Raw genomic sequence first — 12,306 nt, 5'->3', positions numbered from 1 at the left:
GTCGTTTATTGAATTCGGGCAGTCGTTTATTGAATTCGGGCAGTCGTTTATTGAATTTAGGCAACCCCCAAGAATTTACATAAAGCCATTTAATATATTTGTAATCCTATTGAACCTCGCATGACTAGAAGTCACGCGATTCCTGTTTCAACGATCTGAGCCTGAATTGCTCCAGGTCTTATAAGTTCTCCGCAGGCGTATATAGCATCCGGCGCACCGACGGCTGCTGTTAAAATTCTCAACCCCTCACTCAATATGTTCAAAGCCGCATTTTTATCTCTCGAATTGTAATTATGACAACCAGGACAAGACCATTCACGCAACTTTAAATCTTTAACTAATGGGTTAACAAAACCACAACAGTTACAAGTCTGAGACGAGGGATAAAAAGTACCAACTCTCTGCACAATTCTGTCATGCCAGTTAGCTTTATACTCTAGCATGGCGACAAACTTAGCCCAACTAGCGTCTGAAATACTCAAAGCTAATTTGTGATTCTTCACCATGCTAGCAACTCGTAAATCCTCGATACATATAATACTGTTTTCTTTAATTAGGCGGGTTGACAGCTTATGCAGAAAGTCATCTCTGAGATTGGTAATTCGTTCGTAGGTACGAGCCAGCTTGATTTTCGCCTTGACTCTATTACTACTGCCTTTTAAACTGCGGGATAGTTTTTTATGGCATGAGTGTAGCTTCCTCTTTTGAGTCCTATAATATTTGGGATTATCTACAACTTCACCATCGCTAGTGAGAAGATAGGACTTAATTCCTAAATCTAAGCCAACATTTTGTGTAGCTTGAGAGTATTTTTCTATCTCAGTTTCACACAGGATACTAGCAATATATTTACCAGAAGAAGTGTGAGTTATGGTAACGTTTACAAGCTTCCCGGTAATGTCTTGTGACTTGTGGAATTTTACCCACCCTAACTTTGGGAGTTTTAAACGATTCTCTATTATCTGTATGTTGCCGTTAGTGAGATTAGTTTTGTAAGACTGCTTGCACCCGTCTTTCTTTTTGAACTTTGGGAAACCTACACCCTTCTTGCCTTTGACTTTCTTTAAGTCAGCAAAAAAGTTTTTGTACGCTGTCTCTAAATTTTTGAGTGAATTCTGTAAGGCAAACTTATCTACTTCCTTTAACCATTCAATTTCTTTCTTGAGTACAGTTAGCTGTTGACTACAAGCATTATAGTTTAAAGTTTTTCGCTCACTTGCATATAACTCTTTCTTGAGTGCCAAAAAGCGGTTATACACATATCTGGCACAACCAATTGTCTTATTGATTAAGACTTCTTGATTGTGTGTGGGGATGAGAGTAACTTTAAATGCTTTTTGGATGAATGACAATTTATTGAATTTTCTAAATACCTTTCAATTTTAACACAAAACTACACTTAATATAGAGTGCCTAACTCATGATTGGAAGTCACGAGTGTGCGGCTTGAAGGCATCAACATTTATTGCATGATAAAGTAAAACATATATGGAGGTAAGATTATGACCCAAGCGTTGCCCAAATTACTAACCTTTAATGAATTTATCGAATGGTATCCCAATGACGGTAAACGCTATGAGTTACACAAAGGAGTAATTATTGAAATGCCGCCTCCAACCGGTTCGCATGAAAAAGTTGTAGGATTTATAGCGCGTAAGCTAACTGTCGAGTTTGATCGCCTGAATCTTCCCTACACTATACCCAAAACTGCATTGATCCAAACTCCTTCTGCCGAATCGGCTTATTCGCCTGATGTGTTGCTGCTAAATCTTGATAATCTCGACAATGAACCGCTTTTTCAAAAACAGTCAACAGTAAGCCAAGCAGCATCGGTTCCAATAGTCATCGAAGTTGTTTCAACCAACTGGCGAGATGATTACTACAATAAACTTAGGGATTATGAAGAAATGGGCATTCCCGAATATTGGATTGCTGATTATGCTGCATTGGGTGCAAGAAAGTTCATCGGTAATCCCAAACAACCCACTATTTTTGTGTGCGAATTAGTTGATGGTGAATATCAAATGACAGCGTTTCAAGGTAACACCGCGATTTCATCACCTACCTTTCCTCAATTAAATTTAACTGCACAGCAGATTTTTAATGCGGCTAACTAATTTTTTATCTAGTACGCCACGGCGTAAATAGAGCAACCATTTCAAATCCCTAAAGAGCTTATTTAATAATACTTTTGACTTTTGAGTTTTGACTTTTGCCTTGCGGTACTAGTCTTATAACTATCTTCCCAATTTATTAGGAATACCTTCACAACCACCAGGAATAGTGCCTCTAGTTTTTTCGCCACCCCAAGCGCAACAGTAGTTACGTGTAGACTCAGACATCCGTTGCACATTGCTGAAATCGGCATTTTCTACCACAGCGCCAGTTTGTTCGCCAGTTTGATAATTTGGTGGTTCAGTGCGACTGCGGGGCGATGCTTTATCTACTACACCATAGAATAGGCGAATCCCGTTGATGTCGGCACCATCGAGATTAGCATTATATAAAATTGTCCGGGAGAGGTTGGCTTTTACTAAATCACAACCGGACAGGTTAGCGCGGACAAGATTAGCTTCGCTGAGGTCAGTCCAACGTAAATCAGTACCGGAAAGGTCTGCTGCGGCTAGCGTTACGCCTAAATCGATGACGCGCACACCTTCGAGGCGGTCTTCTGCATATCCGCCAGTCCCATCGAGAATGGCTCGACCTAATAAGCGATCGCGCTTTAGGGGTGACAACAACTTGGAACGTGACAAAAAACGCAGAATTTTCGCTTTACCACTACCATCGACACTACTTAAAATTGCCGCAGTGCGTCCTTCAGCGATCGCTCTTTCTTGGGGCCAATCTTCTAATAATCCTTCTTCATCTAATACCAAGTCGGAAACGCCTTGAAAATAGGAATCAATCGTCTGTTGCTGGGTAATAATATTTTGCTGAACTGTTAGCAGGTTTTGCTGAATTGTCAAGTCTTTAGAAATGACATATTGTCGCCATGCTACGTAAACGGCGATGATCGCAATCAGAATTTGCCCCAAAGCGCCAAACCATTCTGCTAGGCTACCAGCAGTTTCCCAGTTAATCTGGCGTCCTAAAAACAGTAAGCGATCGCCCACACTTGTGAATCTGATCGTGCCAATGATGGCTACTATTAGTCCTAAAAAAGCCACAAACAGGGTGCGTTCTTGGGGTGAAAACCATTCGTCTAAAACTTCTTGCAACCAAGGCAATAATATCGCTAGGGATAACAGCAAAGCCATCAGCGTTCCGATAATACCAACGATCCAGTTATTAAGGATAATTCCAACGAAGGTGGTGGCGATCGCAATTAAAATAATTAGCAATGCCCTCGGCTTAACTGTAAATTGCTTGGTAATGGGTTGCTTGAAGTCAGAACGGGCTTGTTTGAGAGCAGTTGTATGTTGCGGAGATTGCAAAGATGCGATCGCCGCTAGTGCTTGTTGTGTCGCCAGTACTTCTGAGCTTAGGTTTTTCTCGGTTGCACTCCCGTCAAAGTCATCTGGCTGCAAATCGTTTTCGGGAGCTGGTTCTGGGGTTGGTAGATTAGAGGAATTGGATTCAATCGTCATGTTTTCTATTTTGCCCCCTCAATCCAGGTTATGCAGCGTTCCTACCGCAGTAAATTATTAAAAAGCAGACTGAAGATTATTCTGCTTGTCCTTTTGGCAACTACGACTATTGCCCTGACAGTCATCGCCAGACCTGTTACTCACCTGACTTTAACAGCCTGGAGCGATCGCGATGACCGTCAACCTCTGCTTCCTGGCACAGTTGATGATGCCAGTCACTTGAACCAGACACAGGTGACAATTAAGCAGATTAAGAGTCAGCCTGGAGTTACTGAGGTAATATTACAGTCTGTACTTAGAGATGCCTTGCGTCAAGGTAAGAAAGTAGCGATCGCAGGTTCACGCCACACTATGGGTGGTCATACTCTGTATGCTAATGGCATCTCCCTGGATATGCTCCACTTCAACCGGATGCAATTCAACCCGGCAACTAAAATTCTGACGGTGCAATCGGGAGCTAAATGGTCTGAGATTATTCCTTACCTAAATGAGCGTGGCTATTCTGTCGCCGTGATGCAGTCCAACAACGATTTTTCTGTGGGTGGCACGATGAGTGCTAATGCTCATGGCTGGCAACATAATAGTCCCCCCTTTGCTAGCACAGTCGAACGTTTCCGGTTAATGCTGGCAAGTGGCATTGTGGAGTGTTCCAGACAGGAAAACCCAGAGTTATTTTCTCTAGTTTTAGGCGGTTACGGACTATTCGGGATCATTCTTGACGTGGACTTGAGAGTAGTACCCAATGAGACGTATATAGCTGAACGGTTCGTAATTAAGAGCGACAACTATATTGATACTTATAGGCAACGGGTAGATAATGCAACCACTATTGGTATGGTATACGGTAGACTTTCTGTCGCACCAGAAAGCTTTTTACAAGAAGCTATTCTTACTACCTATCACCGAGTTCCAGAAACAACCCCCGCTATTGTCTCTTTAGAAAAACAAGCCGAGTCTGGATTACCTCGGACGATTTTCCGTGGCAGCATCGGCAGTGACTATGGCAAAAGTTTGCGCTGGCAACTAGAAAAAATTGTTGGGGGAGAAGCCGGAAACCGGGTTTTGAGAAACCAGATTCTCAACCGTTCTTCTGCCTTATTTGAGAATCGTCACCAGGCAGAGACTGACATCCTGCATGAGTACTTTATTCCCCCTAAATCTCTGGAAGCGTTTTTAGAGAAGTGTCGCATCATTATTCCCCAGAACGAAGGGGATTTGCTCAATGTCACGGTGCGAAATGTTCACCAGGATAACGACAGTTTTCTCAGATATGCCGATCGGGAAGTTTTTGGACTGGTGATGCTGTTTCATCAGCAACGCACTCAAGAGGGGGAGGCAAAGATGCAGGTAATGACCCAGAAACTGATTGAGGCAGCCCTTACAGTTGGCGGTAGGTACTATCTGCCCTATCGTCTTCATGCCACACCTGAACAATTTCGTCGAGCTTATCCACAATCTGCTAAATTTTTCGCCCTCAAGCGCAAGTATGACCCCAATGGGATTTTCCAAAATTATTTTTACCAAAAATACGGCAGATAAATTTAGGGGTAGAGTGCAATACCATTCACTTAAGCTTTTTTCTCTCCCCCTGCCTCCCCTGCTCCCCCTGCTCCCCCTGCCTGCCTTAACAGATAAATCTCCTTAACTGAACCGTATTGGGGTAGAGTGGGGAGCCAGTGCGCCCTTGTGGTTTCCCGACTTGTACCCCTGCAAGGAAGCAAGTGGCGTTTGTAGGAACGAAACCCAACACCAAGAATCCTTGATTGTTGTTGGGTTTCACTAAAATCCTAACGGTGTAATTAGGTGCGATCGCAGTTTGCATATTTTGCCATCGAAAGTAATTTAATTGGAGCGATCACTTTATTCTGCTTACTCTTTGGAGGTGAATGAGTATTCGTGCCAATCGCAAATGGGGCGATACCCAATCACTTGATAAATATGATTGGCTGTGGGATTGGCTAAATCTGCTATGAGCAAACAATCGCGGCATCCCTGGTCTAGCAGTTTTTGGCTTAACGCTGTGACACAGGCAGTGGCATATCCTTTGCGACGATACTCTGGTGGTGTATAAGCTAAATTGATCCGACCAATTGTAGGTAACACTTGTTTACCAGACGCAACCGAAACTGGAGTGCTATCAACCCAAAAATAAGTATTCTGCTGTTTCAACCGATTATCTACTTGGTGTTCGACATCTTCGCTCCCTGCCTGATCTATCTCAGATAAAAATGCAGAAAGCCACTTGATCAAAAGAGAGCGATCGCTTTCAGTTGCCAGTCTGAGATATCCGCTGGCGGTTGAGACTCTTTGCACTGCCGTTAATTGGTAAATTTTCATTACCACCGACCGTTGATAAAATTGTCCTGTCAGCGTTTGCCAAGTCTGCGAGAATATTTCTACCTCTTTAGCCAGTCCCATACTTCCTGGCAGTTGCTCTTGACGTAAATCTTCAGCAATCAACCGCAAGGCATCCATATTCGGGGCTTTGGATAATATCAATTTTTGGGGTGGGGTGCGGATGGCAACAGCTAGAATCTCACCACTTGTTTGGACAATTGCTAAATAAGGCTTACCCAGATAACGTTCTGGGTTATGCAACAAGGTATGCAAAATACTGAGCAAAACATTATTTTCTACCTGATGCTGGAGTAAGTAAGCCTTTTGGCAGTGCCAGAATTCCTGAATATTGTCGAATCGATCTAGTTGCATGATTTGCCTTCTTCACTAACCAAGTAAAGAGTTGTGCTATCTAGAACTGCGAAAACTAGCCCTTTCAAGGTGACTTGTAATATCGTGTCCGGTTAAAGACTTATCATTAAGACCGCAGAGGGGCAGAGGGGCTCCAGGTGCAGAGGAGAGGGGTTTTTGGGCTTTCTGCATAGATTCAGGAATTATAACTAATTAGCCGGACATGATATAAAATCTCTTTTTTTCTCTCTGCACTGCGCCAGTTGCTACAAGTCGGGGAACCGCAAGGGCGCACTGGCTTCTCTGTGTCTCTGCGGTTTAAAAGTAATTTGTATAACCACAGAGACGCAGAGGACACAGAGTATAGAGCTTAAAGAGGAATTTATTGACCAAAATTTTTACTCATCTTGAAAGGGCTACTTCCAAAACTTACGAATTGACAGAAAATACTAAATATGTAGTCTGGGAAAAACTCTGTCTTAGGGGCAATACCCTGCGGGAAGCCGCGACTCTTGGAGACGCTCTCGCCTTTGCGTCTACAACATGGGTCTATTTACTATCAAATGATAAAAATATATTGTGGGGTGGGCATCTTGCCCGCCCTGATTAATAAGCGTGCAAGATATCCACCTCACAAAATTGGTAATTTATTGTTGCAAGTCCCAGTCCTTTGCACTCAATTAAGGTGCAAGGGCATTACCGCGAATTAGGCTACCAATAGTTTTGGCAGTAATTTTCAGTTGGGTGATCGGATTAGCTGGGACAACCGTCTTATACAGATAGCTATCGAATGTTAGCCGTTGCACATCGAGGTCATCACACATTTCCACAAAAGCTTCGCGGGTGGCGTCAGAACGATAGAATACGGTTTGCAGAATGTCCAACACCTTGTAAGTGAGTCCGTATCTTTTATCCCAACGCTTCAGGTAAACCTTGAGGTCGCCTTCTGTAGGAATACGGCTACCACTATTAGATGCTTCGACAATGGTTTCGGCACACATCCGCCCAGATTTAGCGGCAAAATAAATACCTTCACCAGAAGACTTGGTAACATAACCAGCAGCATCTCCCACCAAAGCGATGCGACCAACAACACGACGGGGACGGGGATGTTCAGGAATGGGGTGGGCTTCGACTTTGATGATTTTACCGCCTGCCAATTTCTCGGAAGCACGAGCGCGGATACCAGCTTGTAACTGTTTGATGCTGGCTTTATTGATTTGCATTGTACCAGTACCAACTGCTACGTGGTCATATTTGGGGAAAACCCAAGCGTAGAAATCGGTAGAAACGTCATCACCGACATACATTTCGGCGAGGTCGTTGTAGTAAGCCATTTTGTCTTCGGGTAAGCGAATTCGCTCTTGGAAAGCGATCGCATAATTGTAATCCCCAGCGTCCATCTCTTTGGCAACGCGGGAATTAGCCCCATCTGCCCCAATAATTAGATCCACTTTCAGAGTTTTGGCAATACCCTGTGATATACCATCTGTGTGGTCAATGTAATGAATGGTATAGGGATCGGTATTGTTTCCTGGTATATCGAGTTTATGAACAGTGGCATTAATTAAATTTGCGCCTAGTTTTGCCGCGCGATCGCGCAAAAAGCCATCCAGCACTTCCCGGCGGCACATTCCTATATATTCATCTTCATTTATCAGATTGATATCAACCTCACGATTGGAAGGCGAAATCATTTTCATCTTCCGTACCCGGCGATCAATAATCTCTGGTGGTAGGTCAAATTCACTCACCATACATAGGGGAATTGCACCCCCACAAGGCTTTGCATTGTCTAGCTTCCGCTCAAACAGGTAGGTTTCAATCCCAGAGGCTGCCAGTGTTTCTGCGGCAGATGAACCAGCAGGGCCTGACCCAATAACAGCAACCCGTAGTGTCAAAGGTCTTTCTCCCAATCTTCACATTTACCGAGAGCATACTACCACGGTCTTTTGGGTGATTTGGCGCTTTTCCTCCAGGTTTCTGCACAAATGCAATATTCCTTAATGTTTCGATACGAAAAGCGAGATGGAAAATTTATTCCCGAAATCAATAAAGTTATCCTCATCGTCACCACTGGTAAACACGCTGGCGATAGCTCTATCACTGGACTTAACCGTGCGATCACCCTTAGCCTTGAACTGGACTCCATTGAATCTTTTCTAACTGCGATCGCTAGTGGTGACGTAAAACTTACAGATATAATTTTTTAACCCAACCTAATTACTACCCTTATACCAATTCTCTATGAAGATGCATAGAATAAAGCTTCGTGAAATAGAGCTTCAAGAATGAAATCATAACAAGTTAAAGAAGAGATTAACTCAGAGGACATTTGAGCTAGTTCATGTTGAACTCGTTGGCGTAATTGCTGTAAATTTGAGAAATTCTCACCCTTAAACTGACGTTTGATAAACTGCCATAATCTTTCAATCGGGTTGAGTTGAGGACTATGAGAAGGTTGAAAGATAGGAATAATATTTTCTGGCCAGGATAAGCCCAAAGCTTGGTGTGCTGATGCTTGATCCATTTGAATTAAAGCCATATCATCACTCAGTTCCTGAGATAGTGCATCTAAGAACTTCTGAAATATCTCACTGTTAAGGTGTGTATACTCTTGACAAAAGTGCCATCCTGCCAACGGCTCAACCACCCCATAAAGCCAAAATGCTTCTCGTGGCCACTGTACACTAACTATTGGTTTGACTTGCGCGTGCCGTAATCACCCGCCCTGTTTCAGTTTTCAACCCAAGTCGCGTCTCATCCTGACATAAGTAACGCAATCGTTTACCTTTACCTAAGAGGTTTTGTAAGGTCACTAAGGCGAGGGGAAGGTTTTTTTAAACAGGCTCACAGCAAATTCATCCTGGTCTTTGCTCACTGGTCGAGGTACTTTCAGTTTTGCTTTGAGTTCATACCGTACTAAGCGATAGACCGTTTTGTATTTGACTTGCACATTAAATTCCTGATCCAGCCACTTTACAATTTGTCCATAACTGCTAAATCCCGTAGGGGATTGCAGTTTCTCTACAAGTCGATATCGCATCTCTGGTGTTAGCTTTCGAGCCGCTCCAAGTGCGGTTTTCACCTCTAATAACTTTCCTAACCCCCCAAGACGATACTTTTGCAACCAGCGCGTTACGGTTGAGCCATCTCTACCTAGCTTTCGGCTTAATTCCTGATGCTGCATGACTTGTTCTGTTTTGAGCCACCACAGCATTTGTAAACGTTCTTTTTCAAATGCTGTCCTAGCCTTCTTGAGACTTTTGGACAAATACTCAACGCTCTGGCTGATTTATAACTTGAACGGGCGTGCCATTGTTTGCCGAGCATTGCTTAATCTTTGCTGTTAACCATTCTACAGTTCTATGCACCCTCATTTAGAATCGGTATTAGTATTAATCGTTGTAAGGTTGTGGATCGAGAATCTCTACATCACTAGGTGATACTTCCCTCAGTCCACCAGTTGGATATAAGTCTTCTGGATTGAGAACTTCAACAATTATTTTAGAACCCTGACTACCCAATTGATATCCACCAAAAACTGCATATTCACCTGTACTCTTGATTTTTAAAATTAACTTGTAAATTTGCCCGGAAGTTCTAACAGCTTTGTACTCTTTACCTAACATCTGTTTCTCCTTATTCAAAAGCTCTTTCAGCAATTTTGCAGCTTGCTCATTACCTTTTGGTAAAAATTTGGGTAGCCAGTACGAAGTCTTATGTACTTCCTGAGGCTGTTCTGATAATTTGCCAGATAGGATGGCTATAACACGTCGAAAGCCAAGACGCGGGAGTAAATACTTTAGCCATAGTTCTATTTCACTAGCATTTGCTTCTGCGACTCCTCGCTCAAGCAGAATCTCAAAGTATCTTTTATTCTTCAATATGGCATTAGCTAACTTTAGACCGATGACAAAATTTCGATCTAAGATAGTGCTTATCTCATCGAACTGAGCTTCTTCGGGTAAACTCATCAGCCTCTGTTGTAAAGCTTTATGGTTTTCAAAATCTTTATCGGTAATAAATCGGCTAATCATATTATTTGTAACTATTAATCTCTGATAAGATTTATCATCCGATTTAATTACACTCCAATGTGAGCAAATGTCTTAATAATTACCAGGCATTCAATTGAGACTAATTAGACTCTTGAATTGACCTGGCTGAAAAAGTTCTTGAGGTAGTAAATCTGCGTTGCTCATCGATTCAGCACCAGGTCGATAATGTCCAGATTCATTAGTCCATTTGCGAAGGATGCCTCTATTATTGCGTCCTGAAAAGTAGAGCCGTCCAGCATATTTTACAGCCTCTCCCTTTGCTAAATCTATATGACTAATTGCTCTATCTGCAACCCTAGCACTGGCTCTACGAATAAACACTATTCCCTCTAAAGTGACAATAAAATTATAGACTCCTGATGCGGTGCGTTCTTCACGTTTGTATGTAACCTCTCGCCATTTTCCTTCTTTGAGAACAAGCCGCGATCTTTGGATAATTCTTGGCGAGTCTTTGGGAAACAGGTTAGGGAATTTCTTTAACCCCAAGGCTTCTCACACTTTGTCCCTGATTGTAGCTTCCTCGATTGTGGCAGTTGTGGTAGCTAAATCTTATTCATTCATAAATAAAGATGTATGGTATATATAAGACACAGTAATCCTACCAAGGATCTGTAGATTTAGTTGCAGAGGTACAGCAGCAGTGGGTATAGTAGTTGAGAACGTCTCCAAACAATTCGGGAGTTTCAAGGCAGTCGATCAGGTCAGCCTGGAAATTAAGAGTGGTTCGCTAGTTGCATTACTAGGGCCATCGGGATCAGGAAAATCTACGCTACTACGGTTAATTTCAGGTTTAGAAATGCCAGATAGCGGCAAAATCCTGCTTACCGGCAAGGATACTACATACCAAAGTGTGCAACAACGAAATATTGGCTTTGTGTTTCAACACTATGCCCTATTTAAGCATCTGACTGTCAAGCAAAATATTGCCTTTGGTCTAGAAATTCGCAAGGCACAGCCAAAGAAAATTAAGGGGCGAGTAGAACAGTTGCTGGAATTGGTGCAATTGAGTGGACTAGGCGATCGCTATCCATCACAACTTTCTGGTGGTCAAAGACAACGAGTAGCTTTAGCAAGGGCATTGGCAGTAGAACCGGAAGTTTTATTGCTAGATGAACCCTTCGGCGCACTCGATGCGAAAGTCCGCAAAGATTTACGGGCATGGTTACGCCGCCTCCATGATGAGGTTCATGTTACCACAGTTTTCGTCACCCACGACCAAGAAGAAGCAATGGAAGTCTCAGATGAAGTTGTGGTCATGAATAAAGGCCGTGTGGAACAGGTAGGGACACCAGCCGAAATTTACGATAATCCCGCCACCGCATTTGTAATGAGCTTCATTGGCCCGGTGAATGTATTACCCAGCACCTCAAAGATTTTTCAAAGAAGCGGATTTGATGCGCCACACCCACAAGTATTTTTGCGTCCGCAAGATGTAATTTTAGAAAAGGCTGCTAACGGTACCACTACACCTGCAACAGTAAGCCGATTGATACATTTGGGTTGGGAAATTCAGGTAGAATTAACTTTCGATGATGGGCAAGTGGTGATGGCGCATTTAACACGCGATCGCTTTAATGACTTAGAGTTAGAACCTCTACAGCGAGTGTATGTAAAGCCAAAAGATGCAAAGTCCTTCCCAGTGTCTTATTCAATTTGAATATAGGAGGCAGGGGGCAGGGGGCATGAGGTAATAATTAGTAATCTGAAATCATTCGTCAACAATAGACTTTTTGCACAAATGCAAAATTCGCCCTCAACTCCTTCTTCCAATTTTGGGAGAAGGGGAGCTAATTTCAAAGTCTGTCTCCCAAGCTTAGAGAGGGATTTAGGGTGAAAGCTGATTGATTCATACAATAAGTCTAATGAGATGCCCAAGTTTTTTGAGAAGTCGGGCATCTCAGTCTGGCAATTTTTACCAAGCCCCGTTGGGGCGGGTGTGGGGGTGTGGGGTGTAGGGGTGTAGGGGA

Annotated in this window: 13 protein-coding genes; 4 read left to right on the top strand and 9 right to left on the bottom strand. The window is 43.0% G+C overall.

Annotated features, from left to right (window positions below):
• Positions 1 to 131: 131 nt before the first annotated feature.
• Complete coding sequence (tnpB, locus tag HWQ58_RS36125; RefSeq protein ID WP_292873367.1) at positions 132 to 1,352, bottom strand: IS200/IS605 family element RNA-guided endonuclease TnpB; 1,221 nt, start codon at positions 1,350 to 1,352, stop codon at positions 132 to 134.
• A gap of 150 nt (positions 1,353 to 1,502) precedes the next feature.
• Between tnpB and HWQ58_RS36120 the strand changes: the two genes are divergently transcribed.
• Positions 1,503 to 2,117, top strand: a complete 615-nt coding sequence (locus HWQ58_RS36120) for a Uma2 family endonuclease (protein WP_109009643.1) — start codon at positions 1,503 to 1,505, stop codon at positions 2,115 to 2,117.
• Between the two features lie 120 nt (positions 2,118 to 2,237).
• Here the strand turns inward: HWQ58_RS36120 and HWQ58_RS36115 are convergent, their stop codons facing one another.
• Positions 2,238 to 3,590 carry a pentapeptide repeat-containing protein gene (locus HWQ58_RS36115; RefSeq protein WP_292873364.1) on the bottom strand — a complete coding sequence of 451 codons (1,353 nt, stop codon included), beginning with the start codon at positions 3,588 to 3,590 and terminating at the stop codon, positions 2,238 to 2,240.
• Between the two features lie 30 nt (positions 3,591 to 3,620).
• Here HWQ58_RS36115 and HWQ58_RS36110 point away from each other — a divergent pair, with 30 nt between their 5' ends.
• Positions 3,621 to 5,129 (top strand): FAD-binding oxidoreductase, encoded by a 1,509-nt coding sequence (locus HWQ58_RS36110; RefSeq protein ID WP_292873362.1) that lies wholly within the window; start codon positions 3,621 to 3,623, stop codon positions 5,127 to 5,129.
• Positions 5,130 to 5,214: 85 nt separating this feature from the next.
• Here HWQ58_RS36110 and HWQ58_RS36105 read toward each other — a convergent pair whose 3' ends face one another.
• The 3 genes from HWQ58_RS36105 to chlP form a co-directional block, all read right to left on the bottom strand.
• The gene (locus HWQ58_RS36105) at positions 5,215 to 5,412 is read right to left on the bottom strand and encodes a hypothetical protein (protein ID WP_292873360.1); all 198 of its coding nucleotides are present in this window, start codon (positions 5,410 to 5,412) and stop codon (positions 5,215 to 5,217) included.
• Between the two features lie 47 nt (positions 5,413 to 5,459).
• Complete coding sequence (locus HWQ58_RS36100; protein WP_292873358.1) at positions 5,460 to 6,299, bottom strand: GNAT family N-acetyltransferase; 840 nt, start codon at positions 6,297 to 6,299, stop codon at positions 5,460 to 5,462.
• A 659-nt stretch (positions 6,300 to 6,958) separates the two neighbouring features.
• Positions 6,959 to 8,179 (bottom strand): geranylgeranyl reductase, encoded by a 1,221-nt coding sequence (gene chlP / locus HWQ58_RS36095; protein WP_292873356.1) that lies wholly within the window; start codon positions 8,177 to 8,179, stop codon positions 6,959 to 6,961.
• Between the two features lie 90 nt (positions 8,180 to 8,269).
• Between chlP and HWQ58_RS36090 the strand changes: the two genes are divergently transcribed.
• Positions 8,270 to 8,491 carry a hypothetical protein gene (locus HWQ58_RS36090; RefSeq protein WP_292873354.1) on the top strand — a complete coding sequence of 74 codons (222 nt, stop codon included), beginning with the start codon at positions 8,270 to 8,272 and terminating at the stop codon, positions 8,489 to 8,491.
• 32 nt (positions 8,492 to 8,523) lie between these two features.
• Here the strand turns inward: HWQ58_RS36090 and HWQ58_RS36085 are convergent, their stop codons facing one another.
• The 4 genes from HWQ58_RS36085 to HWQ58_RS36070 all read right to left on the bottom strand — a co-directional run bounded on the left by HWQ58_RS36085 (position 8,524) and on the right by HWQ58_RS36070 (position 10,825).
• Entirely contained in the window at positions 8,524 to 8,976 is a 453-nt protein-coding gene (locus HWQ58_RS36085) for a transposase (RefSeq protein ID WP_292873369.1), read from the bottom strand.
• Positions 8,977 to 9,096: 120 nt separating this feature from the next.
• Positions 9,097 to 9,552 carry a helix-turn-helix domain-containing protein gene (locus tag HWQ58_RS36080; RefSeq protein WP_292873352.1) on the bottom strand — a complete coding sequence of 152 codons (456 nt, stop codon included), beginning with the start codon at positions 9,550 to 9,552 and terminating at the stop codon, positions 9,097 to 9,099.
• 124 nt (positions 9,553 to 9,676) lie between these two features.
• On the bottom strand, positions 9,677 to 10,318 hold the full coding sequence (locus HWQ58_RS36075; protein WP_292873350.1) for a hypothetical protein: 642 nt from the start codon (positions 10,316 to 10,318) through the stop codon (positions 9,677 to 9,679).
• 90 nt (positions 10,319 to 10,408) lie between these two features.
• The gene (locus HWQ58_RS36070; RefSeq protein WP_292873348.1) at positions 10,409 to 10,825 is read right to left on the bottom strand and encodes a hypothetical protein; all 417 of its coding nucleotides are present in this window, start codon (positions 10,823 to 10,825) and stop codon (positions 10,409 to 10,411) included.
• 154 nt (positions 10,826 to 10,979) lie between these two features.
• Between HWQ58_RS36070 and HWQ58_RS36065 the strand changes: the two genes are divergently transcribed.
• Positions 10,980 to 11,996 carry a sulfate/molybdate ABC transporter ATP-binding protein gene (locus HWQ58_RS36065; RefSeq protein ID WP_292873346.1) on the top strand — a complete coding sequence of 339 codons (1,017 nt, stop codon included), beginning with the start codon at positions 10,980 to 10,982 and terminating at the stop codon, positions 11,994 to 11,996.
• The last annotated feature ends 310 nt before the right edge of the window (positions 11,997 to 12,306 follow it).

Source organism: Nostoc sp. LPT (assembly GCF_017115165.1).
Lineage (GTDB): Bacteria > Cyanobacteriota > Cyanobacteriia > Cyanobacteriales > Nostocaceae > Nostoc.
The sequence above is the reverse complement of the archived record's forward strand: the minus strand, read 5'-3'. Positions and strand labels throughout refer to the sequence as shown.

Bases quoted from the DNA above. Each gene is read 5' to 3' on its own strand.
- HWQ58_RS36100 (WP_292873358.1), bottom strand. From the start codon at position 6,299: ATGCAACTAGATCGATTCGACAATATTCAGGAATTCTGGCACTGCCAA.
- HWQ58_RS36090 (WP_292873354.1), top strand. From the start codon at position 8,270: ATGCAATATTCCTTAATGTTTCGATACGAAAAGCGAGATGGAAAATTT.
- HWQ58_RS36115 (WP_292873364.1), bottom strand. From the start codon at position 3,590: ATGACGATTGAATCCAATTCCTCTAATCTACCAACCCCAGAACCAGCT.
- HWQ58_RS36105 (WP_292873360.1), bottom strand. From the start codon at position 5,412: ATGCAAACTGCGATCGCACCTAATTACACCGTTAGGATTTTAGTGAAA.
- HWQ58_RS36075 (WP_292873350.1), bottom strand. From the start codon at position 10,318: ATGATTAGCCGATTTATTACCGATAAAGATTTTGAAAACCATAAAGCT.
- HWQ58_RS36110 (WP_292873362.1), top strand. From the start codon at position 3,621: ATGCAGCGTTCCTACCGCAGTAAATTATTAAAAAGCAGACTGAAGATT.
- HWQ58_RS36120 (WP_109009643.1), top strand. From the start codon at position 1,503: ATGACCCAAGCGTTGCCCAAATTACTAACCTTTAATGAATTTATCGAA.